Source organism: Streptomyces sp. BE303, from assembly GCF_036290945.1.
GTDB lineage: Bacteria > Actinomycetota > Actinomycetes > Streptomycetales > Streptomycetaceae > Kitasatospora.
In genome coordinates this window covers 1-25,708 of record NZ_JAQYWZ010000895.1, presented here as the reverse complement: position 1 = coordinate 25,708, position 25,708 = coordinate 1, and the positions used below count along the sequence as shown (strand labels likewise).

Here is a 25,708-nt window from a genome sequence, read left to right as displayed (position 1 = left end):
TCAGCCCAGTCGACGGGCCGCCGCACGCGGGCGGCAACGGGAGGTCGCCATGCTCGCCGTGATCGGTACGGCCGACATCAGGGAGTGGCGGGGACAGGCCGTCGTGGACGAGAAGGACCACCGGATCGGCGCGCTGGAGTCCGTCTACGTGGAGACCGCCAGCGACCAGCCGTTCTTCGCGACCGTCACGGTCGGCCTGGTGTCCCGGCGGCGGCTGGTCTTCGTACCGCTCGACGGGGCGGTCGTCGGCCCCGGGTACCTCCGGGTGGCGTTCCCCAAGGCCCAGGTCAAGCAGGCGCCGTCGATCGGCGTCGACGACGTCCTGCCCGCCGAGGACGAGGCGGCCGTGTTCGCGCACTACGGGCTCGCCTACACCCCCGGAGCGGGCGGCGAGCGCCGTCTCGCCCGCCGCTGACACCGAGCACGCCCGCGCCGGTACACATGTCGGTGCACACGTCGGCCCGGTCCTGACCGGCCTGCGCCGACCGGTCAGGACCGGGGCCGTGGCGGGGCGGGGACCGACTCGACACGGCACCCCGCCCCCGCCGCCCGGCCGGCGCCTCCCACAGCGCCGGACCGGACACCACCGCTTCGCGGCAGCCGGCGGGGCGGATGGCCCGGCCCGCCGGGTATCACCCGAACGGCGGAACCAATGCCCCCGGTCCGTGCCCGCCGGTTCCCACCGCGCCCCACTGCCCCGCGCCTCGGTCGCCCCGCGCCGGGCGCGCCGCATCCCGGTTCGGGGAGCCACCGGCGCGCCGCGCCCCGCTCGGCGCGCCGGACTGGAAGGCTCACCTGCCCGGAGGCCTGCCGGAGCCGGCCCCCGACAGCAACCTCCCGACCACCACCCGTCGGACCACCACCCGTCGGACCACCACTCGCCAGACCATCACCGTCAGACCACCACCACCGGGCCGCCACTGATGACCGTCGCCATCGCTCTGCTCACCCAGGACCTCCGCCTGCACGACAACCCCGTCCTGCACGCCGCCGCCGCCGCGGCCGACGAGGTCGTCCCGCTCTTCGTCCTCGACCCGGACGTCTCCGCCGTGGGCTTCGCCGCGCCCAACCGGGCCGCCTTCCTCGCCGGCTGCCTCGCCGACCTGGACGCCTCGCTGCGCCCGCTCGGAGGCCGCCTCGTCCTTCGCCGGGGACGGTCCGCGTCCGCGACCGCCCGGCTGGCCGCCGAGGTGGACGCCGCCTCGGTGCACGTCGCCGCCGGGGTGAGCGCCTTCGCCCACCGTCGCGAGCAGGCCCTGCGCGAGCAGCTCGGCGACCGGCTGCACGTCCACGACGGCTCCCTCACCGTGGCCGTGCCCGGTGCGGTGACCCCGGCGGGCAAGGACCACTACGCCGTCTTCACGCCGTACTTCCGGGCCTGGTCGCAGGCCCCGCGCCGGACCGTCCACCGCGCGCCGCGGGCGCTGCGCACCCCCGAGGGGATCGCGGGCGAACCCGTCCCCACCGCTGCGCCGGACTCGCCCGCCCTGCCGCCCGGGGGCGAGCGGACCGCGAGGCGGCTCTGGCAGCGGTACCCGCTGGAGCGCTACGCCGACCTGCACGACGACCTCGGCGCCGACGGCACCTCGCGCCTCTCGCCGTACCTGCACTTCGGCTGCCTCTCCGTCGGCGAGCTGGTCGCCGACGCCGAGCGGCAGGGGCACGAGGGCGCCGAGGCGTTCGTCCGTCAGCTGGCCTGGCGGGACTTCCACCACCAGGTGCTGGCCGCCCGGCCCGAGGCCGCTCACCGGGACTACCGCGACCGGGGCGACCGGTGGCTCCCGGAGGACGACGAGGAGTGCGAGGCCTGGCGGACCGGCCGGACCGGCTTCCCGCTGGTCGACGCGGGCATGCGGCAGCTCGCGCACGAGGGCTGGATGCACAACCGCGCCCGGCTGGTGACGGCCTCCTTCCTGGCCAAGACGCTCTACCGGGACTGGCGGATCGGCGCCCGCCACTTCCTGCGGCTGCTGGTGGACGGGGATCTGGCGAACAACCAGCTCAACTGGCAGTGGGTGGCCGGCACCGGCACCGACACCCGCCCGAACCGGGTGCTCAACCCGCTCTCCCAGGCGGACCGCCTCGACCCGGACGGTGCCTACGTGCGGCGCTGGGTGCCCGAACTCGCGGACGTCCGGGGGCGGGCCGTGCACCGCCCCTGGCGGCTGGACCGCCCGCCGGCCGGCTACCCGGCGCCGGTCGTCGATCCGGACGCGCTCTCCACCCGCCTCCGCTCGGCCCGCGGGCTGGAGTGAGGCGCCCGGGCCGGTCCGCCGGACGTCCGTTGCCGAACCGATCGCCGTGCGGTAGGCATTCACTCGGCGGACGGGGGTAGCCGGGCGAAGCCATGGTGGCGAACCGAGGGAGGAGGGGTCCCGTGTTCCGGATCATCGAGGACGTCGTCGAGGCGTGCATCATCGGGCCCGAGCTGAGGCGGGTCCTGCTGGAGCTGCGCTACGACACCGGTGACCCCTTCGCGATGTCGGTCGGGTTCGGCGCCGAGGCGGCGCTGGACCCGGAGGGGCGGCTCTGCTGGACGGCGGCCAGGGAACTGTTCGGCCAGGGGCTGAGCGCCCCGGCGGGCCGCGGGGACCTGCGCGTCCGCCCGTGGCAGCCGGGGACGGTGGGCGTGGAGTTCCACGGCGACGACGGCTGGGCGATCCTGGTCCTGGGGGCGGACGACCTCACGGCCTTCCTGCGCCGGACCTGGCAGGCGGTGCCCCCGGGCACCGAGCACCTGCTGACCCACTGGCCGGACACGGTGGCCGAACTGACCGGTGAGCCCGGCTGATCGCGGCGGGCTCACCGTGGTGGGGCGGACGCGGTGGCGGATCCCGCCCGGTCCCGCCCGGTCCCGCAGGGGCCGGTCCGGGAAAGTCCGATTCGGTGAAGTCCGCGGCGGTCCGGCCGACATGCCCCGGAGGTTCCGGGGCAGACGGGCTTGTGAGCGGCGACCGCCCTGCGGTCGCCGGCCCGTCGGAGGAGGGATTCCGCGATGACCAGGATCGAGCAGTCCGTCGAGGTCGACGTGCCGCTGGCGGCGGCCTACGAGCAGTGGACGCGGCTGGAGGAGTTCCCGCAGTTCATGCGGGGCGTGGTCGGCATCGACCGGCTCGGTGAGGGGCGCACGCGCTGGGTGGTGGACGTGGCGGGCGCGCGCCGCGAGTTCGAGGCCCGCACCACCGAGCTGGTGCCCGACGAGCGGTTGGCCTGGGCGGCCGTCGCCGGAGAGGTGCGGCAGTCCGGGGTGGTGACGTTCCACCGCCTGGGTGAGCAGGCGACCAGGGTCATGCTGCAACTGGAGGTCGAGCCGCACGGCCTGATCGAACGGGTGGGGGAGGCGCTCGGCTTCGTCGACCGCCGGGTGATCGACGACCTCCACGACTTCAAGGCGCACGTCGAGTCCCGCTGGGACGTCGGGGCGGAGCACGACCGCCACCAGCGTTCCTGAGGGTGCCGGGGGAGGGCCGGGGCGGGACGACCCGCCGCAACCGGCCCTGCCCGTACGGGGTCTGTCGTACCCGGGGGCACCACCGAATCCCCACCCCCGGCACCGAATCCCCACCCGCCCACCTGAACCCGCTCTGGATTTCCCGCACCGCCCGACCTTCCGTCACGCATCGTTCACGTCCCGGTCGCCGGCCTTCGGATGAATGGGCCCGGCCCCACAGTTGTACAGCCAACTGTCAGTGGGTCGACCCTCCCCAGCCCCCGTCACCAGCCGTGGACGGGCCAGGTCCGACGCCCCCCGCCGGCCGGCCCGAGCGGCGGACAGGACAACCGTGGCCACCGGCAGCACCCTGAGCCTCGCCATCCCCCCGAGTCCCGCCCTCCCCGTCGAAGGCGACCGCCTCACCTTCCACTGGACCACCGACGCACCCGACGCCAAGAACTGGGTCGGCATCTACGACGGCGACCGCAGGCCCGGCACCGGAAGTTCGCTGCTCTGGAAGTACACACCGGCCGGATCCGGTGACGTCCAGCTCGACACCTCGGCGCTCACCGGCGGCCCGTACACGGCCTACCTGCTGGCGAAGGACGGCTACGGCGTCCTCGCGCAGACCGCGCCGTTCACCTTCCGCCCCAAGCCGGCCGTGGTCCGCCCGCACGCCGCGGTGGACGCGCTCACCGCCACGCCCGTCGCGCCCGGCGCCGCCGTCAGCGTCCGGCTCGGCGGCCTCTGGTCCCGGCCGGCCGGGAACCCGCCCGGCAGCGCGGCGTTCCGGAAGATCAGCGGCCCCGCCTGGCTCGCCGTCGGCGCCGACGGCGCGGTCACCGGCACCGCCCCGGCCGGCCGGCCCGCGCGGGACCCGGAACTCCTCGTCGTCGGCGTCAAGGACGGCGCGGGCGCCACCGACACCGTCACCGTGCAGGTCCCGGTGGCCGACCCGGCAGGTCCGCTCCGGTTGAAGACGGCCTCCTGGAACCTCGCCGACGCGGGCGCGGCCTTCACCGACGCGGTGGAGAAGCAGCTGCGCGTCGTCCTCGCCCAGGGCCTGGACGTGCTCGGCCTCCAGGAGACCGCCGGCAGCGCCGCCCGGACGCTGGCCGACGCGCTCGGCTGGCACGCCTACCAGAGCCCCGGCAGCGTCGGGATCCTCAGCCGCTACCCGCTCACCGCGGTCACCCCGCCCACCGCGGACCTCCCCGCCGCCGGTGCCACCCTCCGACTCCCCGGCGGCCGCACCGTCCGGTTCTGGGCCGCGCACCTCGACGAGTCGGACTACGGCCCGTACGCCGTCCAGGACGGGCGGACCGCCGCCCAGGTCGTCGCCGCCGAGAACGGCTCGCTCCGCCTGCGGCAGGCGAAGGCACTGGCCGCCGCGCTCGCGGCCGACGCCGCCGCCGGTGTCCCGGTGGTGCTCGCCGGGGCGCTCGCCTCGCCCTCCCACCTGGACTGGACGGCCGCCACCGCCGCCGCGCACGGGGGAGCGGGCCCGGTCGCCTGGCCGGTCACCACGGCGCTCCAGGCCGCCGGCCTGACCGACACCTTCCGGGAGGAGTACCGCGACCCGGCCAAGGCGGCGGGGGTCACCTGGTCGCCGACCCGCAGGCAGCGCGCCGCCGGGAAGGCCGAGCCGCAGGACCGGATCGACTACGTCCTCCACCGGGGCCCGCTGAAGCTGGTCGAGGCGCACACCCTGGTCGCCGACTGGCCCGCCACCGGTACCGACCCGGCCGCGCTCGCGGCCAACCAGTGGCCCTCCGACGCCGCCGCTGCCGTCGCCACCTTCCAGCTCTGAGAGGCCAGTCCGCGATGTCCGAGCTCTCCCGCCGTACCTTCGTCGGCGCCACCGCCGCCGCCGGCGCCGCCGCCCTCACCGGCCTGCCCACCACCTCCGCCACGGCGGCGCCCGCGCCGGGGCGCCTCACCGGCACCATCAAGGACGTCCGTCACGTCGTCGTGCTGATGCAGGAGAACCGCAGCTTCGACCACTACTTCGGCACCCTGAACGGCGTGCGCGGCTTCGGCGACAAGCAGGCGCTGCAGTTCCCGGACGGCGCCGACGTGTTCCGCCAGCCCGACCCGCGCCGCAGCGACGGCGGTGCGATGCTGCCGTACCGGATGGACACCTCCAAGTACAACGCGCAGAACGCCGGCGGTCTGCCGCACGACTGGGCCACCGGCCACCAGGCGATCAACAACGGCGCGATGAACAAGTGGATCGCCGCCAAGGGCGAGCGCACCATGGGCTACTTCTCGCGCGAGGACATCCCCTACCAGTACGCGCTGGCCGACGCGTTCACCCTCTGCGACGCCTACTTCACCTCGCTCGCCGGTCCGACCGACCCCAACCGCCTCTACCTGTGGACCGGCACCGCCGGCCCGGGCCGCGACGGCACCACCGGCCCCTGGATCGACAACACGCCGGTCACCGACAACCCCGTCGCCGACTGGACCACGTACGCGGAGCGGCTGGAACAGGCGGGCGTGACGTGGCGCGTCTACCACAACCCCAGCAAGGACGACCGCACCGGCGATTACGACGACAACGCACTTTCGTACTTCCGGCAGTTCCACGCCTTCCCGAAGGACGACCCGCGGTACGTCAACGCGATGACCAAGTTCGACCCGGCCGCGTTCGACGCCCACTGCAAGGACGGCTCCCTGCCGACCGTCTCCTGGCTGGTCGCGCCCTACCTGTTCTCCGAGCACCCCGAGGCCGGTCCGGCGTACGGCGCGCACTGGGTGAACCAGGCGCTGCAGTCGCTGATGTCCAACCCGGAGGTGTGGAAGCACACCGTCTTCCTCGTCATGTACGACGAGAACGACGGCTACTTCGACCACATGGTCCCGCCCACCCCCGAGCCCGGCACCCCGGAGGAGTTCACCCAGGGCCGCGCCATCGGCCTCGGCAACCGTGTCCCGCTCTGGGTCGCCTCGCCCTGGTCGCGCGGCGGCTGGGTCAACTCCCAGGTCTTCGACCACACGTCCGTCCTGCGCTTCATGGAGCAGGTCACCGGGGTCGCCGAACCCAACATCTCCGCCTGGCGCCGGGCCGTCTGCGGCGACCTCACCAGTTGCTTCGACTTCGCCGCGCCGAACCACTCGATACCGCAACTCCCGGACACCACGGCCCTGATGGCCCGGGCCGACGCGGGTACCAAGCTTCCGGGCGTCCAGCTCCCCGCCGCCGGTGCCCAGTCGATGCCCGTCCAGGAGCGCGGCGACCGGCCGCACCGCCACCTGCCGTACCAGCCCTGGGCCGACGTGGAGGTCGACCGGCGGACCGGCCGGGTCACCTGCACCATGACCAACGACGGTTCCGTCGCGTTCCCGTACACCGTCTACCCGAACATCGTCCACCCGTTCGCCGGCACGCCGTTCACCGTGGCGCCGGGCGCCTCCGCGACGTACCTGTGGGAGGCCGGGTCGACCAACGGCCGCTACGACTTCACCGTCCACGGCCCCGACGGCTTCGTCCGCCGCTTCGCCGGCACCGTGGTCCGGGACGGTGTGAACGGCCCCGCCGGCGTGAACGGGGCGAACGGGCCGGTCCACCCCGACGGACAGAACGACGTCGGCGTGCCGATCGTCACCGCCGACCTCTCCGGCTCCCGGCGGCTCACCCTGCAACTGGTCAACGACGGCATGACGGACGTCTGCTTCACCGCCGTGCCGAACGACTTCGCCGGCACCGCGCAGACCGTCCGGGTCAAGCCGGGCAATCAGACGAACCTCGCCTGGCCGCTGGACAAGGAGGGCCGTTACGACGTGGTGGTCACCGCGGCAACCGGACTGCGGTTCACCCAGCGGTACGCGGGATGGGTGCACTGAGCACCTGACGGGCGGCCGGTGACCACGGCAGGTGGCCACCGGCCCCCGGAGCGCCGGCCCGGGGACGTCCGACCGGGGCGCCGAACCGGGGCGCCGAACCGGTGACCCCCGGCCGTGGCACCGCCGCCCGGCCGGGGGCCCGCCGCTACCGTCGGCTCCATGCAGAACATCACTCCGTGCCTCTGGTACGACGACGCCGCCGAGGAAGCCGTCCGCTTCTACACCTCGATCCTCCCCGACTCCCGGATCACGGGGGTCACCCACTACGGTGAGCCGGGCCCCGGCGTCCCCGGCCGGGTCCTGACCGTCAGCTTCGAACTCGGCGGCCGGCCGTTCGTCGCCCTCAACGGCGGCCCGTTGTTCCCGTTCACCGAGGCGGTCTCGCTCCAGATCGAGTGCGACGACCAGGCGGAGGTCGACCGGCTCTGGGAGGCGCTCCAGGAGGGCGGCGGCCAGGAGAGCCAGTGCGGCTGGCTCAAGGACCGCTGGGGCTTCAACTGGCAGGTCACCCCGCGCGTGCTGCTCGACCTGGTCAACGATCCGGACCGGGCCAAGGCCGACCGGGTCTTCGCGGCGATGCTGCAGATGAAGAAGATCGACATCCAGCAGCTGCTCGACGCCGCCCGCGGCTGACCCCGGCGCGCACCCGCCCCTGCCCGCCCCTGAACTCCCCTTCCCCGGACGGACCTCCCTGACGGCCCGTCCTCCCGCCCTCCCGTCCTCTCGCCCCGTCATCCCGTCCGTCAGCTCCGCTTCCGCCGCAGCCGGCCGGACCGCAGGCGCTCGCCCCGGACCAGCCGGCGCAGCCAGGCGAGCCGGGAGAACCGCTCCCGGTTCGCCACCGAGGCCCGGTCCAGTTCCTCCATCAGCCGCCGGCTGCGGTGCTCCAGGTCCAGTTCGTCGAGGATCCGGTCCACCTCGGCCAGCAGTGCGCCGTGCAGCTGCCAGGCCTCCGGATGCTCGCGGACCCGGTCGAGCAGCAGCCGGGCCACGTTCTCCCGGCTCGCCCAGGCGGCCGTCAGCTCGGCGGTCAGCCGCTGCTCGGCCTCCTCGGCGTTCCGGCTGACCTGGGTGGTGACCAGGACGGCGAAGCTCACCAGCGCGCCGCCGATGTGCGCGAGCAGCTCCTCCAGCGCCACCGCGACGTCCGGGGCGACCAGCGGCTCGCCGGGCGGGCGCCGCTTGGCGAGGTCGGTGAGCGACCGGGCGAGGACCCGGATCACCACCACGCAGATCTCCAGGGTGTCCAGGCCGGTCCGCAGCACCAGCCGGGAGAGCAGCCCCTCGCTGATCCGGGGGTTGAGCCGCAGGCTGTCCTCGGCCTGCCGGAGCGCGGCGTCGACGTCGGCGATCGCCTGGTCGAGCCGGCGCGCCTCGTGCAGCCGTTCGGCGGCGTGGGCGACGGGGGTGGGGCGGTCGAGCTGCTCGGCCAGGTCGAGCAGCAGCTGCCGGGCCCGGCGGGCGAGGTCCTCGATCGACTCGCCCGCCGTGTCGACCCACACCGGTGGCGCGAACAGCAGGTTGAACAGCAGTCCGACGACCGCGCCGATCAGGGTCTCCAGGACCCGGTCCCAGGCCTGGGAGGCGAGTTTGGTGACGCCCAGGATCAGCATCGCGCTGATCGCGACCTCCTGGACGAACTCGTCCACCCGGACGAACCGCCCGACGACCAGCGAGGCGAGGATGACCAGCCCCAGGCTCCACCAGGAGAGCCCGACCACCGAGCTGAAGCCGATCGCGATCAGCACCCCGACCACCACCGAGTTGACCCGGCGGATGCTGGTCGTCAGCGTCGAGTAGACGGTGACCTGGACGACCAGCAGCGCCGTGAGCGGCGCGGTCAGCGGGGCGGGCTCGCTGCTCAGCCAGGTCGCCACCACGTAGGAGAGGGTGGCGGCGACGGTCGCGCGGACGGTCTGGACGACGAAGGGCTCGCGCGTGCCGCGGCGGACCGCGGCGGCGACGGAGTCCGGTAGCAGGGACATGCGGACCTTCTTCCCCGAAGCGCCGGTTCACACCACCCCGGGTCGTCCGACCGCCCCGCGCCCTCAGGGGCGGGGGCGCCGGTCCCGCAGCAGCTTCCACGGCGCGAGGGCGGACTCGACCTGCACGGAGAGGCTCATCTTGGACGCGCCCTTGACCCGCTCCTCGAAGCGGATCGGCACCTCCTTGACGGTGAGTCCGCGCTGCACCACCCGGTAGTTCAGCTCGACCTGGAACGAGTACCCGTTGCTGTTCACCGAGGACAGGTCGATCGCCCGCAGGGTCTCCGCCCGCCAGGCCTTGAAGCCGGCGGTGGCGTCCCGCACGCCCAGTCCGAGGATGGTGTTCACGTAGAAGTTGGCCCAGCTGGAGAGCGCCTTGCGGTGCCACGGCCACTCCGCGGCGGTCGAGCCGCCCGGCACGTACCGGGAGCCGAGCACCACGGCCGTGTCGTCGGCCAGCAGGGTCTCCACCATGGTCGGGAGGACGGCCGCCGGGTGGGACAGGTCGGCGTCCATCTGGACCACCACGTCCGCGCCCTGCTCCAGGGCCAGGGTCATGCCCGCGACGTAGGCCCGGCCGAGGCCGTCCTTCTCGGTGCGGTGCAGCACCCGGACGCGGCCGTCGGATCCGGCGGCGAGCTCGTCCGCGATCTTGCCGGTGCCGTCGGGCGAGTTGTCGTCGACGACCAGGAGGTGGAGGTCGGGCAGGTCGAGGTCGGCGAGCAGTCCGGCGAGGACCGGAAGGTTCTCCCGTTCGTTGTAGGTGGGTACGACCACAACGACCTTCGGGGAGGCCTCGACCATGTTCTGTCCCTCGCGTGCTCTCCGGCCGGTGCCGCGCAGTGGCACCGGTTCGGACGGATGTCCGGTACTACGGCCGTGCGAGTCTATCCGCGGCGGTTCGTAGGCTGTCCCGGTGGTCCGGCCCCCGGTCGGGCGGGCACGTCCCGAGGGCCGGCCGGAGTCCGCGCGGGTGCCGCGGACGGACCGGCCGGCGCACCGTCACCGGCCTAGCGGGACCGGCGGGAGCTCCAGGCGGGGGCGACGATCGCGACCAGCGCGACGGCGAAGCCGATCTGCAAGAGGTGCCGGATCCAGTCGATGCCGGAGGTGTGGCGGACGCCGATCCAGCCGGCCATCGCATTGCCCAGCCAGGCGCCGGCCGCGCCGAGCAGCATGGTGAGCCACCACGGGATCGACTGCGGTCCGCGGAGGATCAGTTTGGCCAGCACCCCCAGCACGAAGCCGATGAGCAGAATCCACAGGAGCTGGAACATCGCATTCCACCTTTCGAGGCGCGTTTCCCCATGATCGCCCGAACGGCCCGGACCGGCACCTCGACCGCGTGGTCACGCCCCTCGATCCCGTCAGCCCGCCGTCCCGCCCGCCGGGCCCGCACCGCCGCCGCCCCCGCTCAGCGCGGCTCCGGTCGCCGGGTCGAAGACGTGGAGCCGTTCGGTGTCGATCCACAGCTCCAGCGGGGCCCCTTCGGCCGCCCGGGTGGCGGTGCCGATCCGCGCCACGACCTCCCGCCCGGGCGCCCCGGCACCGGCCTCCCGCTGCTGCGCGCCGAGCTCCTCCAGACCGCCCCCGACGACCGGATCACCCTCGACGGTGAAGTGCACGAACACGTCCGAGCCCACCGACTCCACGACCTCGACCCCGACCGTGACGGTCGCTCCGCCGACCGGGTGCTCCAGCAGTGCGGCGTCCTCGAAGTGCTCCGGGCGGATGCCGACCACCACTTCGCGCGGCGCGTCGGCGGCCGTGAGGCCCCGGCGCAGCCGGTCGCCCACCGGCAGGTCGCCGAGCGCGGTGCGCAGCACGCCCTCCTCCAGCCGTCCGTGCAGCAGGTTCATCCCGGGCGAGCCGATGAAGCCGGCGACGAACAGGTTGGCCGGCTCGTCGTAGAGCCGCTGGGGCGCGCCGACCTGCTGGACGACGCCCGCGCGGAGCACCACCACCCGGTCGCCGAGCGTCATCGCCTCGACCTGGTCGTGGGTGACGTAGACGGTGGTGGTGCCGAGGCGGCGCTGGAGCCGGGAGATCTGGGTGCGCATCTGCACCCGCAGCTTGGCGTCCAGGTTGGAGAGCGGTTCGTCCATGAGGAACGCCTTGGGGTCGCGGACGATCGCCCGTCCCATGGCGACGCGCTGGCGCTGCCCGCCGGAGAGGAGGGCGGGCCGGCGGTCGAGGTGTTCGGTGAGGTCGAGGATCCGGGCGGCCTCCTCGACCTTGGCGGCGACGACGGCCTTGTCGGTCCTGGCGAGCCGCAGCGCGAAGCCCATGTTCTGGCGGACGGTCATGTGCGGGTAGAGCGCGTAGCTCTGGAACACCATCGCGATGTCGCGGTCCTTGGGCGCGCGGTCGTTGACCACCTGCCCGCCGATCCGCAGGGTGCCCCCGGTGATGTCCTCCAGGCCGGCGATCATGTTGAGGGTGGTGGACTTCCCGCAGCCCGAGGGGCCGACCAGGATGACGAACTCACCGTCCGCCACGGTCAGGTCGACGTCGCGGACGGCGACCGAGCCGTCCGGGTAGCGCTTGGTGATGCCGTCGAGGACGATCTCGGCCATGGGTTCTGGTCACCCCTTCACTGCGCCGGCGGTGAGGCCGGCCACGATGCGGCGCTGGAAGAACAGGACGAAGAGCACGATCGGCACCGTGATCACCACGGCCGCGGCGGCGATCGAGCCGGTCGGCTGCTGGAACTGGGAACTGCCGGTGAAGAAGGCGATCGCGGCCGGGACGGTCCGGGCCGCGTCGGTGGAGGTCAGCGAGATCGCGAAGAGGAAGTCGTTCCAGCAGAAGATGAAGACCAGGATGCCGGTGGTGAACACCCCGGGCGCGGCCAGCGGGGCGATGACCAGGCGGAACGCCTGGGCGGGTGTCGCGCCGTCCACCTTGGCGGCCTTCTCCAGGTCCCACGGGATCTCCCGGAAGAAGGCCGACAGGGTGTAGATCGCCAGCGGCAGCGAGAAGGTCATGTAGGGGATGATCAGCCCGAGCCAGGTGTCGAAGAGGCCGAGCACGCGCTCGATCTCGAAGAGCGGCGAGACCAGGGAGATCGGCGGGAACATCGCGATCAGCAGGGACATCCCGATCAGCAGCCGCTTCCCGGGGAAGCGCAGCCGGGCCACCGCGTAGGCCGCCATGGTGGCGAGCACGAGGGCGAGCGTGGTGGCGATCACCGCGATGCCGATCGAGTTGACGAGGGCCCGGGTGAACTCCGAGGTGCGGAAGATGCCGCGGTAGTTCTCCAGCGTCCAGCTGCGCGGGACGAAGTCGCCGTCGGACAGGGTGCCCGGGTCCTTGAACGACAGTGCGGCGATCCACCAGACCGGGAACAGCGCGTACAGCACCACCACCAGGTTGACCACGCCCCAGCCGGTCCGGGCACGGGCCTGGCGGGCGGTCACCGGCGCTCCGTCGCGCCGCCCGGCGCGGCGGCGCCGAAGACCTTGACGAAGACCAGGGCGATCGCCGCCACGCAGAGGAAGATCAGCACCGAGATCGCCGAGCCGATCCCCAGGTTGAGCGCGGTGAAGAGGTTGTCGTAGCCGAGGATCGACACCGAGCCGGTGTCGTTGGCACCGCCGGTCAGCACGTAGATGTTGTCGAAGATCCGGAACGCGTCCAGGGTGCGGAACAGCAGGGCCACCAGGACGGCGGGCTTCATCAGCGGCAGGACGACCAGCCGCAGCCGTTGCCCGAAGCCGGCGCCGTCGACCATCGCGGCCCGGACGGTCTCGGTGGGCACCAGCGCCAGCCCGGCCAGCAGCAGGAGCGCCATGAACGGGGTGGTCTTCCACACCTCGGCCAGGATGATCAGCCCGATCGCCGGCCAGTGCTCGGTGAGCGGGGCGCTGCCCTCCGGGAGCAGCGCCGCCAGGTAGCCGGTGCCCGGCGTCCAGGCGTACTGCCAGGAGTAGGCGGCGACCACCGTCACGATGCCGTACGGCACCAGCACCGCCGTGCGCACCAGGCCCCGGCCGACCACCGCCCGGTGCATCACCAGCGCCAGGGCCAGGCCGAGCACCAGCTCGACGGTGACCGAGACGGCGGTGATCAGCACCGTCACCCCCAGGGCCTGCCACCAGTACGGGGAGGAGAGCACGGCCCCGTAGTTGGCGAGCCCGACGAACGAGGCCCGGTCCGGGAAGCGCAGGTCGTAGCGCTGGAGCGAGAGGTACACGGCGTAGCCGACCGGGTAGGCCGTCACGAGGGTCATCACCAGCACGGCGGGGGCGCACAGCAGCCAGCCGAGCCGGCGCTCCTCCCGGGAGCCGGCCGACCTCCGGCCCGGCGGTGCGTCCGGGCGGGGCGGGCGGGCGGTGGTGGCGGTCATGGGATCAGCCCCTTCGAGCCGAGCGCGTCCCTGATCTGGCCGGAGAGCGCCGCGACGGTGCGTTCCGGGTCGACCGCCGAGGGCGGCGAGAGGGCGTGCGCGACGGCGATCGAGACGTTCTGGTACGCGGGCGTCTGCGGCCGTACCGAGGCGGTGTCCAGGGCCGCCAGGACGTCGGCGGCGAACGGGTAGCTGTCGGTGAGCTCGGCGGCGGTGTACAGGCTGCGCAGGGAGGGCGGCAGACCGCCCTTGAGCGCGTTGGCCAGCTGGTTGTCGCGGTTGCGCAGGCAGAGGGTGGCCTCCTGGGCCAGGTCGGGGTGGCGGGAGTAGGCGCCGACGGCCAGGTCGATGCCGCCGATGGTGACGGTGGCGGGCCGTCCCGGGACGACGGCGGGGTAGGGCGCCCAGCGGAAGTGCGGGAACAGTTCGGGCTCGTTGGCCTTCATCGACGGGTAGACGAAGGGGTAGTTGAGCTCGAAGGCGGCGGTCCCGGACTCCGTCGCCAGCCGGTTCTGGTCCTCCATCTGGTTGGCGAGCGAGGGGTCGGCGGCGGGGGAGCGGGCCAGGTCGCGGATGACCTGCGCGGCGGCGACGGCCGGCTCGCCCAGCGACGGCGCGGACGCGTCCGGGGTGAGGATCGACCCGCCGGCGCTGGTGACCAGGGTGTTGAACCAGACCGTCAGACCCTCGTACTGGGCGCCCTGGGTCTCGACGAAGTGGGGCTTGCCCTCGGCGGCCAGTTGCCGGGCCCGGTCGAGCAGTTCGGCCCAGGTGCGCGGTGCGCTGGGGACCAGGTCGTCGCGGTACCAGAGCAGTTGGGTGTTGGAGTTGTACGGGACGGCGTAGAGCCGGTCCTTCCAGGTGGCGGTGCGCAGGGCGGCGGCCAGGGTGTCCTCGCTCGCCCGCTCCCGCAGCGCGCCGGTCCACTCGCGGGCCCAGCCGGCCTCGGCGAACTCGGCGGTCCAGGTGACGTCCAGCCCCATGATGTCGACGCCGCTGTCGTGCGCGGCGAGCCGGCGGACCAACTGCTGGCGCTGGCCGTCGGCGGTGCGCGGCAGCTTGTTGTAGCGGATCGTGTAGCGGCCGCCGGAGGCGCTGCCGCAGGAGTCGGCGGCCTGCTGGAGCGCGCCCGAGTCGTCGGGGAAGTTGTACCAGTCGAGGGTGACCGGGCCGTTCCCGGATCCGTTCCCGGCGCCGCTGCCGCAGGCGGCGAGCGCCCAGGTGAGCAGCAGGACCAGGACGAGCGCGGTGCGGTCGCGGACTCCGGTCATCGTGGTCCCTCCCGTCGGCGGCCTGCGGGTGGCCACGCTAGGCGGTCGGGCCGGAGGGGCCCGGAGCCGGCGACGGGACACACCCGGGGACCGCCCGCGCGGCCTAAGGCCCGGCCCGGCGCGGTCGTCGGGCCGGGCCTCACACCGCGGTCAGGGCGCCGGGACGAGGGTGGAGCCGACGAGGTGTTCGGCCAGGCCGGTCCGGCCCGCCTCGCGGTACCAGCGGCGCTGGCGGTCGGCGCCGTTCCCGTTCTGCCGGAACGCCCGCCACAGGTCGGACACCCGGTCGGTGTCGCCGGCGGCGTCGAGACCGGGGGCGATCCGGGCCCACAGCTCCTCGATCACGGCGGCGGTGGGGCGGGCGACGCCGTCCAGCGGGGAGATCAGGGCGCCGTGCAGGCCGGCGTGGGCGGCGTGCCAGGTGGCGGCGCGCACCAGCTCGTCGGGCGTCTCCGGCCGCGGGCGCCCGGCCCGCTCGTCCAGGACCGCCGAGGTCACCAGGGCGCGGATCAGGCCGGCGAAGAGCTCGGCGTCCGCCACCGTCAGCTGGACGTCGGCCGCCCGCACCTCGACGGTGGGGTAGCGGGCGGAGAGGCGGGCGTGCCAGTACACCTGGCCCTCGTCGGTGATCGCCCCGGCGGTGAGCAGCGCGTCCACCCGGCGTCGGTGGTCGGCCGCGTCGCGGAAGAGCGGCGGCGGGCCGCTGACCGCCCACTGGTCGAACTGGACCGTGCGCCAGCTCGCGAAGTGGGTGTCGCGGTCGCGCCAGTACGGCGAGTTGGCGGCCATCGCGACCACGACCGGCAGCCAGGGGCGCAGCCGGACGAGGGCGCCGAGCCGCTCCTCCGGGTCGGGGACGCCGACGTGGACGTGCATGCCGTTGAGCATGAGGTCGTCCACCAGGGAGGGCGCCTGGCGGCGGGCCCGCCGGTAGCGGTCACCGTCGGTGACCGGGACGGGCCCGTCATGGCCGAACGGGGCAGCCCCGACGGGCACGACGCGGCAGCCGTTGCGCGCGGCCGCGGCGCTCAGTCCGGCGCGGATGCGGACCAGGTGGCGGGAGACCGCCGCGAGGTCCTCGCAGACCGGTGTGGCCGTCTCCACCTGCACCTGGAGCAGCTCGTGCTGGGCCTCGTCCGGCCGCAGCGCGGGCGCCAGGTCGGCGGCGGCCAGGACCTCGGCGGCGCGGGGGACGGGTGTCGCGTCCCGCGGGTCGATCAGTAGGTACTCTTCCTCGACTCCGAGTGTCAGCATGGCCTCCCGGCTACCCCGGCAGGCCGTTCCCACGCCGCGGACGGGCGGCGTCCCGGGCCGGCGGGAGGCCGGAGGGCGGGACGGACGCCCGGCAGGCGGGGTGGGTCCGCCCCCGGATCCGCCGGACGGCAGCCGTTTGGTGCTGCCGGGAGCGGTTAGGCGAGAGGCCGGCGCCCGGTTCCCGGAGGACTTCGCCGCCGGCCGCGAGGGCCGTCCCGGCGGGGCCGGTCCCCTGCCGTCCCGTCCCGTCCCGAACGACCGAAGGAGCTCCCGCATGCACGCGACCCAGGCGTCCCCGCTCGGCCCCGGCTCCGACCTGGCCGACCTCGGCGAACTCGCCCAGCAGCTCCGGGTGGACGCGGTCCGGGCCGGCACCGCCGCCGGCTCCGGGCACCCCACCTCGGCCCTGTCCGCCGCCGACCTGGTGGCCGTGCTGGCCGCCCGCCACCTGCGCTACGACTGGGAGGACCCGGCGAACCCGGGGAACGACCACTTCGTCCTCTCCAAGGGTCACGCCTCGCCCCTGCTCTACGCGATGCTCCGGGCCGCCGGAGCGATCTCGGAGGACGAACTCCTGACCGCCTACCGGCGCGCCGGGGCCCGCTTGCAGGGCCACCCGACGCCGGTGCTGCCCTGGGTGGACGTGGCCACCGGCTCGCTCGGCCAGGGGATCGGCTACGGGGTGGGGATCGCGCTGGCCGGCCGGGACCTCGAACACCGGCCGTACCACGTCTGGGTGCTGTGCGGGGACGGCGAGATGGCCGAGGGGTCGGTCTGGGAGGCCCTGGACGCGGCAGGGCACCACCGGCTCGCCAACCTCACCGTGATCGTCGACGTCAACCGCCTCGGCCAGTCGGGCCCCACCGCACTGGGCCGGGACGTGGACGCCTACGCCCGGCGGATCGAGGCGTTCGGGTGCCGCGCCCTGGTCGTCGACGGCCACGACCCGGCCGCCGTGGACGAGGCGCTGCGGACCGCCGCCGACGGCCTGCAGCCGACCGTGGTGGTCGCCGGCACGGTGAAGGGCCGGGGCTTCGCCGAGGTGGAGGACGCCGAGGGGTGGCACGGCAAGCCCTTCCCCGAGGACATGGCCGCGCGGGCGGTCGAGGAACTGGGCGGGGTCCGCCACCTGCGGGTCCGCGGCCCGAGGCCGCCCGCCGCACCGGCCCCGACTCCGGCTCAGGCACCCGCCCCGGTCCCGATTCCGGCTCAGGCTCGGACACCGGCCCCGGGCGCGACGCCCGCCCCGGTCGGCACCGGCCGCCCGGTGGAGCTGCCGGTCTTCGAGGTCGGCGACGAGGTGGCCACCCGGGCGGCGTACGGCCGGACCCTGGTCGCGCTCGGCGACGCCCGCCCGGAGGTGGTGGTCCTGGACGCCGAGGTCGGCAACTCCACCACCACCGAGGACTTCGCCGAGGCCCACCCGGACCGCTTCTTCCAGTCGTACATCGCCGAACAGCAGATGGTGGCCACCGCCGTCGGGATGGCCGTCCGCGGCTACCGGCCCTACGCCACCACCTTCGCCGCGTTCCTCACCCGGGCCCACGACTTCGTCCGGATGGCGGCCGTCTCCCGGGTGGACCTGGCGCTGTGCGGGACCCACTGCGGGGTGGAGATCGGCCCCGACGGCCCCTCCCAGATGGGGCTGGAGGACCTCGCGATGATGCGGGCCGTCCGGGGCTCCACGGTGCTGTACCCCGCCGACGCGACCTGCACCGCCGCTCTCACCGCCACCATGGCCGACCTGGACGGGATCTCCTACCTGCGCGCCACCAGGGGCGCCCACCCCGTCCTCTATCCCGAGGGCGAGACCTTTCCCGTCGGCGGATCCAAGAACCTGCGGGGCGGCGGGGAAGGGGACCGGGTGACCCTGCTCGGCGCCGGTGTCACCGTCCACGAGTGCCTGAAGGCCGCCGACCGGCTCGCCGAACTCGGCGTCGCGACCCGGGTGATCGACCTCTACTCGGTCAAACCGCTGGACGCCGCCGCCGTACGGCGCGCCGCCCAGCAGACCGGGGCCCTGGTCGTCGTCGAGGACCACCACCCCGAGGGCGGCCTCGGCGAGGCGGTGCTCACCGCGCTCGCCGGCGAACGGCACGGCCCGGCCGTCGCCCACCTGGCGGTCCGCACCCTGCCCGGCTCGGGCACCTCCGCCGAACTCCTCGCCGAAGCCGGCATCGACGCCGACGCCATCACCTCGGCGGCCCTCGACGTGACCGGTGCGAGGCAGACGGCCTGACCGGCCGGCAGCCGGCGGCCGGTCAGGCCGCCGGCCCCACCCGGACCGGCCGGGCGTCCGCCGCCCGGACGACCCTGGCGGGCGGGACGGTCGTGCCGATACGGTCTGGACCAGCGCGTCCGGCCGATCGGCCGCCGTCCCCCTGTCCTGGCCCTTTCCGGGAGTCGTCATCAACACCCGATCCACCGTCAGCACCCCGCTCACGCTCACCGATCTGCTGGACGACCGGGCCGCCAGGCACCCGGACCGCACCGCGCTGCTGGCCCCCGGCCGCCCGGCGCTCGACTACCGCGGGTGGCGGGAGCGGGCGGTCCGCGCCGCCCACGGACTCGCCCGGGCGGGCGTCCGGCCGGGGGAGCGGGTCCTGCTGCTGTTCCCCAACAGCGCGTGGGACGAGTACGCGGTGGCGTTCCTCGCCGTGCACTACGCCGGTGCGGCGGGCGTGGTGGTCCGCGAGGACCTCGGACCGGACGACACCGCGCGGCTGGCGGCGGCGAGCGAGGTGCGCCGGGCGGTGGCAGGCACGGCGGACGACCCCCGGGCGGAAGCGGCCGGCGTCCCCTGCCTGCGGCTCGCGGCGCTGGAGGCGGCCGACGGCCCCGACGAGCCGCCGCACCGGCCGGACCCGGAGGACCTCGCCCAGGTGATCGGCACCTCCGGAACCACCGGGGCGCCCAAGGGCGTCCACGCCGCCCACGCCAGCCTCACCGCCGGCCAGCGGCTCGACCCGCGCCCGCGCCCGTACGCGCACTCGGCGCACGCCGTCCAGGCCTTCCCGATCGGCACCAACGCGGCCCAGGTCGTCCTGGTCAACGCGCTCGTCGCCGCGCCCGCGACGATCTGCCTGCCGCGGTTCGACGCCGAGGAGTTCGGCCGGACCGTCGAGGAGTACCGGGCGGGCACCGTCTTCCTGGTGCCGTCGATGGCGGTCGAACTGCTCAACTCGGGCGTCGCCGCACGGCGTGACCTGAGCAGCGTCCTGCTGGTCAGCTCCTCCGCCGCCGCGCTCCCGGCCCCGGTCGCCGTCGCACTCCGCGAGGCGCTGCCCGGCGCCACCGTCGTCAACACCTACACCTCCGCCGAGGCCTCGCCGGCCCAGATATCCGCCGTCGTGGACGCCCGCCGACCCGGCTCGGTCGGCCGCCCCGCCAACCCGGCCGACCTGCGGCTGCTCGACGCTGACGGACGCCCGGTGGGGCCCGGCACCGTCGGCGAGGTCTGGCTGCGCCAGCCCGGCCCGCCGCGCGGGTACGTGGCCGGGCGCGCGGCGTCCGACGCGGTCTTCCGGGACGGCTGGGTGCGGATGGGCGACCTCGGCCGGCTGGACGCCGACGGCTACCTGTACCTGGTGGACCGCGAGAGCGACATCATCAAGTCCGGTGCGCTGAAGGTCTCCACGCTGCGGATCGAGGACGTGCTGCACGCCCACCCGCAGGTCGCCGACGCGGCGGCGCTGGGCGTCCCGCACGCCGTGATGGGCGCCGTGCCGGTCGCCGCCGTCGTGCCCGCCGCCGGCGGCCTGGACCTCGACGAGCTCCGGCTCTTCCTGAGTGCCCGGCTCGGCCGCGCCGAACTGCCGGTCCGGATCCTGGTCACCGACCGGCTGCCGCGCAACCCCAGCGGCAAGGTGGTCAAGCACGAACTGCGGGCCCGCTTCGAGGAACCGGCCGCCGACGACCCGGCCGCCCCCGGCACCCCGCCGGCCACCGACCGGGAGACCGCCCTGGCCGCCCTGTGGCGGAAGGTGCTGGGCCGTCAGGTCCGTGCCGTGGAGGACGAGTTCTTCGCCCTCGGCGGGGACTCCTTCCGCGCCGTCCAGCTGGCCGCCGCGATCACCGCCGAGTTCGGCGTCGCCGCGAGCACCGCCCTCGTCTTCGAACGGCCCTCGCTCCGCGCCCAGGCGGCCTGGCTCGACGACGCCCCGGCGGCCGTGGACGACCGGGCCCCGGCCGCCGTGGCCGAGGTCTCCGCCTACCTCCGGGAGCTGCGCGCCCAGCCGCACGACGTACCGCTCACCTCGCAGCAGGAGAACTTCCTGCGCTGGACGGCCGAGGCCGAGGGCCGCAACGTGGGCTCCGTCGCCGTGATGTTCCGGGTCACCGAGGCGCTGCGCACCGACCTGCTGGCCGAGGCGCTGCGCGAGGCCGTACGCCGTCACCCGGCGCTGCGCACGCGCTTCGTGCCGGTGCCGGACGCCGCGCAGCCGGGGGTGCGGCGCGCGGTGGTCGACGAGCAGCCGGAGGTGGACGTCGTCCTCGTCGACGCCCCGGGCGAGAGTGACGACGAGGTCTCGGCCCGGCTGGTCGCCGTCCGCGACCGGCTCACCGACATCGGCGAGGGGCCGATGGCCTGCCTCGCCGTCGTCAGCCGGGGCGAGGACGACCACGCCGTGCTGCTGGCCGTGCACCACATCGTCGCGGACGGCTGGTCGGTCGGTGTGCTGCTGCGCGAACTGGGCGTCCTGTACTCGGCGTTGCGGCGGGGCCGCCCGGCCCCCGCGCCCCGGCCCGGGCCGGAGTACGCCGAGCTGGTCGCCTGGTCCAACGCCCACTGGGCGGCGTCCCGGGCCCACTTCGCCCGGACGCTGGCCGGGGCGCCGGAGGCGGTGCACCCCTTCCCCGGCCGTGCGGACACCGAGACGGTGCTGAGCGCCGCGCACCGCTTCGCCGTTCCGGCGGCGCGCGCCGAGGCGCTGCGTGCGCGGGCGACGGAGGCGGGCGCGACGCCCTTCCAGGCGCTCGCGGCGGTCTGGCTGGGCCTGCTCGCCGAGTGCAGCGGTCAGACCGACCTGGTGCTGATGACCCCGGTGCCGGGCCGGACCAGGCCGGAGGCGGAGCGGGCGATCGGCTGCTTCGTCCAGTCGCTGCTGCTCCGGATCGACGCCTCGGGCGCGCCCGGCTTCGCCGAACTGCTCGCCCACGTCCGGGACACCTCGACGGCGGCGCTGGACCACCAGCTGTACCCGTTCGCCGAGTTCAGCCCGCAGGCGCCGTTCGCGGCCTGGCTCCGCTACGAGAGCTGGAGCGCCCCGGCGCAGCTGCCGGGCCTGGCCTGTGACGCCTGGGAGGTCCCGCGCAGCGCGACCGTCCCCTACCCGATGCCGGGGGGCGACCGCCACGTGCCGGAGCTGGCGGCCACCGAGCAGCCCGACGGCAGCCTGGTCTGCTGGCTCCGCTACAACGAGCACGCCTTCGCTCCGGAGGTCGTGGAGGCGTTGGCCGTCGCGCTGGAGGCCCGCCTGGTGGAGGCCGCCGGGGTCTAGGCCGTCTCCGGGGCGCTGCCCGAGGGGGCTGTGGCGGGCTGCCCGTCGGGGCCCGGAGCCGGTGCCCGTCCGGGCCGCGGTGCGGTGCCCGTCGGGGGCCGGGGTGCGGGCGTTCCGGAGCCGGTGCCCTGGACAGCGGGGGCCGGCGGGGGCGTTCCCGGAGGGTTCACCGCCGTCGGTTCCGGCGGGCAGGCCGGACGGGTGGTCCACTTCGGCCGGTTAGCCTCTACGGGACCGTACATCCGTGCGATCCACGGAACAGGAGTCTCGCGCCACCATGCTCACCCAGGCCCCGGCCCGCCGTCGACCGCTCGGCACCGTCCCCCCTGCATCCCCACCGGCTCCGTCTGCCGGGCCCGTTCGGCCCGTCCGCGGGTCGTCCGCCCGGCGGTCGCCCCGTCACCCCGTCGCGGGGAGCGGCCGATGAGGGGCCTCGCCGGACTCCGGCGCGACGGGGACTCGCCGTCGGACGGTGCGGACGGCCGCACCCGCCTCCGGAAGGCCCGCACGGGCGCGCTCGCCCTGGCGGTGACCGCCGCGCTGGCGGCCGGCCTGCTCTGGTGGCATCCGTGGAAGCCCGCCGCCGACCGGGAGAAGCCGTTGTCGTCGGCGTTCACCACGGCCACCGGCGGCTCGAACCGCTTCGGCACGGGCGGGCAGCTCTACCGCTACAAGGTGCGGGCCGAGAACGGGCTGAAGGAGAGCCCCGGCCGGTTCGCCGCCGAGGTCGACGCCGTCCTCGGCGACGTCCGGCGCGGCTGGGCCGCGGACGGCACCCGGTCCTTCCAGCGGATGGACGCCGACCCGGTCGACTTCACCGTCTACCTGGCGACCCCGGAGACCACCGACCGGATATGCGGCCAGTACGGGCTGGACACCGGCGGCTGGGTGAACTGCGGCGTGGGCCACCAGGTCGTCATCAACGTGACGCGCTGGCGGGAGCTCACCGAGTTCTACACCGGGCAGCCCGAGCTGTACCACGCGCTCGCCGTCAACCACGAGGTCGGCCACGTCCTCGGCCTCGGCCACGTCGACTGCCCCGGGCCCGGCCAGCCGGCGCCGGTGATGATGCAGCAGATCAAGGGCCTGCACGGCTGCGTGCCCAACGGCTGGCCCTTCTCCGAGACCGGCACCCTCCTCACCGGCCCCCTCCTCCCGGCCGCCACCCCGGCGCCGTAGCGGAGCGGCCCCGTGCCGCCGCGGCCGTCTCCCCGCGCCGCGACCCCGGCCCCCGCCGACCCGCGTCGGAGGGGGCCTCGCGTCGGAGGGGGATCACCTCTCGTGCGTCCAGGCGACGGCGGTCCGCACTTCGCGGAGTCGCCAGCCCGCCGGCGTCCGCGCGGCGGTGCAGGCCAGCCGCAGGCCGCTCGACAGATGGGGCGGCCGGCCGCTGCGGTAGAAGTAGACGAGCGAGTTCGCCGTGGCGACCGCCCGGTCGCCGTCGACGTCCACCAGCAGGTCCGTGGTCACGTGCTGGGTGTGTTCCCCCTCGACCTCGGCCTGCCGCATGAATCCGACGAGCCCGTCGAGGCCGTGTATCTCGCCCGAGCGCGGGGAGTGCCCCGTCACGTCGGCGGTGAAGACGGTGTCCGCCTCCTCCCACCGCTTCTCGTCGAGCAGGCGGGCGAAGCGGCTGAACAGGTCGGCGATCTCGATGCGGTCGGCGATCGGCGCGTTCGTGGACATGGCATCCCCTTTTGTTGGCGCGTCCAACATTGGCGCCGCCAACTGTACAGAGATCGATTGGCCGCGCCAACAATGTAGGGTGGCCGGCGTGGAAGAGACCCCCGCACACCTGACGGCGAAGCCGAGCTGGCTGCTCACCCAGGTGGCCGTGCACGCCCACCGGTTGGCGTCCGAAGGCTTCGGCGGGGTGGGCGCGCGCGGGTACCACTACCGGATCCTGGCCGCCCTGGACGAGTTCGGGGTGTCCAGCCAGGCCGAACTCGGCCGCCGGTGCAACATGGACCGCAGTGACGTCGTGGCGGCGATCAACGAACTGGCCGAACAGGGCTGCGTCGAGCGGACGCCGGACCCGGACGACCGGAGACGCAACAGGGTGCACTTCACCCCGGCGGGCCGCCGGCACCTGCGACGCCTGGACCGGGCGCTGGACGCGGTGCAGGACGACCTCCTGGAACCACTCTCGGCCGAGGACAGGCAGACCCTGACCGGCCTGCTCACCCGCCTGGTCGCCCACCACCAACGGCCCTGAGGTCCGTCGTCGAACAGCCGGCCGTTCTCGCCCTCCGGGACCACCCCGCACAGCTGACCCCCGGCGAGCAGGCCCACCTCGTCGCAGCCCGGACCCTGCTCGAAGTGTGCGTTCCGTCGCCGACGAAGACGGACAAGGCTCCGGCCCGGCCGTCGGCTTCGCCTACCTCGACACGTCCGCCACTCCCGGCGGCGTCCCGGTCGCCCTGGCCCTTCCCGTCCCGGCCGGCGTTCCGCGCCGCCAGGTCGACCGACCGGCCCGGGCGCGAACGGGCAGGGCCGTTCGGCGTTGACCCCGGGGAAGAATTTCGAGAGGACACGTTGACGCCGGGCGGTCGATCCCTAAGGCTGGCCAGCGGCCCGGGGAATCTGTCGATCAGTCAACTCGACCGACAAGGTGTTGAGTTGGAAGTTCCCGCGGCCCGGAAGGGATCCTCCGATGCGTCGTGCCCCGACCCTGCTCGCGGCCCTCCTCCTGGCGGTGGCCGCCGCCCTCGCCGCGCCCTCGGCCGCCCTCGCCTCCGATCCCGGAGTGCCCGCAGCGGCCGCCGCTGCGCCGGAGGCCCCCGCGGCCTCCCCGGCCTCCGCGCCCGCCGGCTGTCGCACCTATGCCGTCATCGGCGAACCGAGGCAGTTCGGGGAGTGCACCGGAATCGACCCGCTCCAGACCTGGACGCTCCAGGCCCACTGCGCGTGGACCCTCAGCGGTCGAGTCTACGACTTCTACGTCAACAGCTCGGTGATCGTCGGCAACACCGCCACCTCCGTGGACTGCAGTCCGGGGCACTTCGTCGACGTGCGGATCCTCCTCGGCTACCGCCTGCCGCCGGAGGAGGCCGGCCCGGTCCTCCCACCGGGCCCGATCACCGGACTCGCGGGCACGTGCATGGAACTCCGGAACGGCAGTCCCGAGGACGGGACGAAGGTGCAGATCAGCGACTGCACCGGCGCGGCCGGCCAGATCTGGCGGCTGCCCGTCGGCGGAACCGTCAAGGCGCTGGGTAAGTGCATGGATGCGGTCGGCGGAGGTACGGCCAACGGCACCAAGGTGCAGCTCCTCCTCTGTAACGGCACCGCCGCCCAGCAGTGGTACCCGCTGCCGGACGGCCAGATCGTCAACCCGCAGTCCAACCGGTGCCTGACCGTCCCGGGGGCCGACCCGACCAATGGCAACCAGCTGGTGCTCCGGGACTGCGCCGGCGGCGCCGGCCAGCGCTGGGTCCTGCCCTCCTGACGGGTGTGCCGAGGGGGCCGGCCGCCTGGTTTCGACCGACGGATCCACCGGCTCCGCGACGTCGTCGAACGCCGCTTCGGCCGGTTGAAGCAATGGCGTGGCCTGGCCACCCGCTCCGACAGGACCCGCGAGTCCTACCAGGCCGCCGTCACCATCGGCTCAGTCCTGCTCCGGACCCGACCTTTGAAGGCGATCTTCAGGGGTTGGCCGACCTTCCCGCCGGGCGGCGCCTGCCGGCCGCAGCCGCCGTGCTGCCCGGCGGTGTTGTCGTACCCCCTCGGTACGGTCGGTCCATGAGTGTCTCTCTCTACTACTCGGCCGACCGGGCGATGCCGCGGACGGATGCCGAGACCGCCACCGTCGAGCGCATCGTCGCCGCGCACGCGTCGTCGTTCCCCTACCAGGACGAGGAGGGCCTCTCCCTGGACGACGACGGCACCGGGCCGGACGAGATCCTGGCCGGGTCCACGAAGCTGCCGGGCGACCCGGGGCGGATGCTGCCGGTGATGGTCCACGTGCTGGGCGCCGTCACCGAGTTGCGCCGCGCGCTGCCCGGAGCGGAGTGGCGTGTGCACATGGACGACCTCGACGTCCCGTGGGACGAGCAGGACGGCTACGCCTT

At 74.5% G+C, this 25,708-nt stretch carries 22 protein-coding genes; 13 read left to right on the top strand and 9 right to left on the bottom strand.

What is annotated here, in order from left to right; all coding sequences use genetic code 11:
• Window positions 1-58 precede the first annotated feature (58 nt).
• The 7 genes from PUR56_RS34375 to PUR56_RS34345 all read left to right on the top strand — a co-directional run bounded on the left by PUR56_RS34375 (window position 59) and on the right by PUR56_RS34345 (window position 7,912).
• Window positions 59-415 (top strand): PRC-barrel domain-containing protein, encoded by a 357-nt coding sequence (locus PUR56_RS34375; protein ID WP_329881329.1) that lies wholly within the window; start codon window positions 59-61, stop codon window positions 413-415.
• Between the two features lie 508 nt (window positions 416-923).
• Window positions 924-2,255 (top strand): cryptochrome/photolyase family protein, encoded by a 1,332-nt coding sequence (locus PUR56_RS34370; protein ID WP_329951823.1) that lies wholly within the window; start codon window positions 924-926, stop codon window positions 2,253-2,255.
• A 122-nt stretch (window positions 2,256-2,377) separates the two neighbouring features.
• Window positions 2,378-2,791, top strand: coding sequence for an SsgA family sporulation/cell division regulator (locus PUR56_RS34365; RefSeq protein WP_329881187.1), 414 nt, complete (start codon window positions 2,378-2,380; stop codon window positions 2,789-2,791).
• A gap of 204 nt (window positions 2,792-2,995) precedes the next feature.
• Window positions 2,996-3,451, top strand: coding sequence for an SRPBCC family protein (locus tag PUR56_RS34360; protein WP_329881185.1), 456 nt, complete (start codon window positions 2,996-2,998; stop codon window positions 3,449-3,451).
• 331 nt (window positions 3,452-3,782) lie between these two features.
• Complete coding sequence (locus PUR56_RS34355; protein WP_329951822.1) at window positions 3,783-5,243, top strand: endonuclease/exonuclease/phosphatase family protein; 1,461 nt, start codon at window positions 3,783-3,785, stop codon at window positions 5,241-5,243.
• Window positions 5,244-5,257: 14 nt separating this feature from the next.
• Window positions 5,258-7,279: a phosphocholine-specific phospholipase C gene (locus PUR56_RS34350; protein WP_329951821.1), complete on the top strand. Its 2,022-nt coding sequence runs from the start codon at window positions 5,258-5,260 to the stop codon at window positions 7,277-7,279.
• A 159-nt stretch (window positions 7,280-7,438) separates the two neighbouring features.
• Window positions 7,439-7,912: a VOC family protein gene (locus tag PUR56_RS34345; RefSeq protein WP_329881182.1), complete on the top strand. Its 474-nt coding sequence runs from the start codon at window positions 7,439-7,441 to the stop codon at window positions 7,910-7,912.
• A 110-nt stretch (window positions 7,913-8,022) separates the two neighbouring features.
• Here PUR56_RS34345 and PUR56_RS34340 read toward each other — a convergent pair whose 3' ends face one another.
• The 8 genes from PUR56_RS34340 to PUR56_RS34305 form a co-directional block, all read right to left on the bottom strand.
• The gene (locus tag PUR56_RS34340) at window positions 8,023-9,264 is read right to left on the bottom strand and encodes an aromatic acid exporter family protein (RefSeq protein ID WP_329881180.1); all 1,242 of its coding nucleotides are present in this window, start codon (window positions 9,262-9,264) and stop codon (window positions 8,023-8,025) included.
• A 63-nt stretch (window positions 9,265-9,327) separates the two neighbouring features.
• Window positions 9,328-10,068, bottom strand: a complete 741-nt coding sequence (locus tag PUR56_RS34335; protein ID WP_329881179.1) for a polyprenol monophosphomannose synthase — start codon at window positions 10,066-10,068, stop codon at window positions 9,328-9,330.
• A 206-nt stretch (window positions 10,069-10,274) separates the two neighbouring features.
• The gene (locus tag PUR56_RS34330; protein ID WP_329881178.1) at window positions 10,275-10,541 is read right to left on the bottom strand and encodes a GlsB/YeaQ/YmgE family stress response membrane protein; all 267 of its coding nucleotides are present in this window, start codon (window positions 10,539-10,541) and stop codon (window positions 10,275-10,277) included.
• Window positions 10,542-10,631: 90 nt separating this feature from the next.
• Window positions 10,632-11,840, bottom strand: coding sequence for an ABC transporter ATP-binding protein (locus tag PUR56_RS34325; protein ID WP_329951820.1), 1,209 nt, complete (start codon window positions 11,838-11,840; stop codon window positions 10,632-10,634).
• Window positions 11,841-11,849: 9 nt separating this feature from the next.
• On the bottom strand, window positions 11,850-12,683 hold the full coding sequence (locus tag PUR56_RS34320) for a carbohydrate ABC transporter permease (RefSeq protein ID WP_329881174.1): 834 nt from the start codon (window positions 12,681-12,683) through the stop codon (window positions 11,850-11,852).
• Window positions 12,680-13,612: a carbohydrate ABC transporter permease gene (locus PUR56_RS34315; protein WP_329881172.1), complete on the bottom strand. Its 933-nt coding sequence runs from the start codon at window positions 13,610-13,612 to the stop codon at window positions 12,680-12,682. The genes PUR56_RS34320 and PUR56_RS34315 overlap by 4 nt, the downstream gene beginning before the upstream one ends.
• Window positions 13,609-14,883, bottom strand: a complete 1,275-nt coding sequence (locus PUR56_RS34310; RefSeq protein WP_329951819.1) for an ABC transporter substrate-binding protein — start codon at window positions 14,881-14,883, stop codon at window positions 13,609-13,611. Before PUR56_RS34310 ends, PUR56_RS34315 begins: the two co-directional genes overlap by 4 nt.
• 150 nt (window positions 14,884-15,033) lie before the next feature.
• Window positions 15,034-16,137 (bottom strand): carboxylate-amine ligase, encoded by a 1,104-nt coding sequence (locus PUR56_RS34305; protein WP_329951818.1) that lies wholly within the window; start codon window positions 16,135-16,137, stop codon window positions 15,034-15,036.
• Between the two features lie 274 nt (window positions 16,138-16,411).
• Between PUR56_RS34305 and PUR56_RS34300 the strand changes: the two genes are divergently transcribed.
• From PUR56_RS34300 to PUR56_RS34290, 3 genes are all read left to right on the top strand, one after another.
• On the top strand, window positions 16,412-18,376 hold the full coding sequence (locus tag PUR56_RS34300; RefSeq protein WP_329951817.1) for a transketolase: 1,965 nt from the start codon (window positions 16,412-16,414) through the stop codon (window positions 18,374-18,376).
• Window positions 18,357-21,638 carry an AMP-binding protein gene (locus tag PUR56_RS34295; protein WP_329951816.1) on the top strand — a complete coding sequence of 1,094 codons (3,282 nt, stop codon included), beginning with the start codon at window positions 18,357-18,359 and terminating at the stop codon, window positions 21,636-21,638. The genes PUR56_RS34300 and PUR56_RS34295 overlap by 20 nt, the downstream gene beginning before the upstream one ends.
• Window positions 21,639-22,061: 423 nt before the next feature.
• Complete coding sequence (locus tag PUR56_RS34290; RefSeq protein WP_329951815.1) at window positions 22,062-22,817, top strand: DUF3152 domain-containing protein; 756 nt, start codon at window positions 22,062-22,064, stop codon at window positions 22,815-22,817.
• Window positions 22,818-22,910: 93 nt separating this feature from the next.
• Here the strand turns inward: PUR56_RS34290 and PUR56_RS34285 are convergent, their stop codons facing one another.
• Entirely contained in the window at window positions 22,911-23,324 is a 414-nt protein-coding gene (locus PUR56_RS34285; RefSeq protein WP_329951814.1) for a nuclear transport factor 2 family protein, read from the bottom strand.
• An 88-nt stretch (window positions 23,325-23,412) separates the two neighbouring features.
• On the opposite strand from PUR56_RS34285, the gene PUR56_RS34280 reads away from it, so the two are divergent.
• The 3 genes from PUR56_RS34280 to PUR56_RS34265 all read left to right on the top strand — a co-directional run.
• Window positions 23,413-23,853, top strand: a complete 441-nt coding sequence (locus PUR56_RS34280; protein WP_329951813.1) for a MarR family winged helix-turn-helix transcriptional regulator — start codon at window positions 23,413-23,415, stop codon at window positions 23,851-23,853.
• Between the two features lie 438 nt (window positions 23,854-24,291).
• Complete coding sequence (locus PUR56_RS34275) at window positions 24,292-25,086, top strand: ricin-type beta-trefoil lectin domain protein (protein WP_329951812.1); 795 nt, start codon at window positions 24,292-24,294, stop codon at window positions 25,084-25,086.
• Window positions 25,087-25,379: 293 nt separating this feature from the next.
• Window positions 25,380-25,708, top strand: a 329-nt coding sequence (locus tag PUR56_RS34265) for a hypothetical protein (protein WP_329951811.1), incomplete at its 3' end; no start/stop codon positions are given.

Coding starts and splice junctions, on each gene's coding strand:
- PUR56_RS34275 (WP_329951812.1), top strand. CDS start 24,292: ATGCGTCGTGCCCCGACCCTGCTCGCGGCCCTCCTCCTGGCGGTGGCC.
- PUR56_RS34370 (WP_329951823.1), top strand. CDS start 924: ATGACCGTCGCCATCGCTCTGCTCACCCAGGACCTCCGCCTGCACGAC.
- PUR56_RS34325 (WP_329951820.1), bottom strand. CDS start 11,840: ATGGCCGAGATCGTCCTCGACGGCATCACCAAGCGCTACCCGGACGGC.
- PUR56_RS34300 (WP_329951817.1), top strand. CDS start 16,412: ATGCACGCGACCCAGGCGTCCCCGCTCGGCCCCGGCTCCGACCTGGCC.
- PUR56_RS34345 (WP_329881182.1), top strand. CDS start 7,439: ATGCAGAACATCACTCCGTGCCTCTGGTACGACGACGCCGCCGAGGAA.
- PUR56_RS34285 (WP_329951814.1), bottom strand. CDS start 23,324: ATGTCCACGAACGCGCCGATCGCCGACCGCATCGAGATCGCCGACCTG.
- PUR56_RS34310 (WP_329951819.1), bottom strand. CDS start 14,883: ATGACCGGAGTCCGCGACCGCACCGCGCTCGTCCTGGTCCTGCTGCTC.
- PUR56_RS34315 (WP_329881172.1), bottom strand. CDS start 13,612: ATGACCGCCACCACCGCCCGCCCGCCCCGCCCGGACGCACCGCCGGGC.
- PUR56_RS34340 (WP_329881180.1), bottom strand. CDS start 9,264: ATGTCCCTGCTACCGGACTCCGTCGCCGCCGCGGTCCGCCGCGGCACG.
- PUR56_RS34360 (WP_329881185.1), top strand. CDS start 2,996: ATGACCAGGATCGAGCAGTCCGTCGAGGTCGACGTGCCGCTGGCGGCG.
- PUR56_RS34335 (WP_329881179.1), bottom strand. CDS start 10,068: ATGGTCGAGGCCTCCCCGAAGGTCGTTGTGGTCGTACCCACCTACAAC.
- PUR56_RS34305 (WP_329951818.1), bottom strand. CDS start 16,137: ATGCTGACACTCGGAGTCGAGGAAGAGTACCTACTGATCGACCCGCGG.
- PUR56_RS34330 (WP_329881178.1), bottom strand. CDS start 10,541: ATGTTCCAGCTCCTGTGGATTCTGCTCATCGGCTTCGTGCTGGGGGTG.
- PUR56_RS34350 (WP_329951821.1), top strand. CDS start 5,258: ATGTCCGAGCTCTCCCGCCGTACCTTCGTCGGCGCCACCGCCGCCGCC.
- PUR56_RS34290 (WP_329951815.1), top strand. CDS start 22,062: ATGAGGGGCCTCGCCGGACTCCGGCGCGACGGGGACTCGCCGTCGGAC.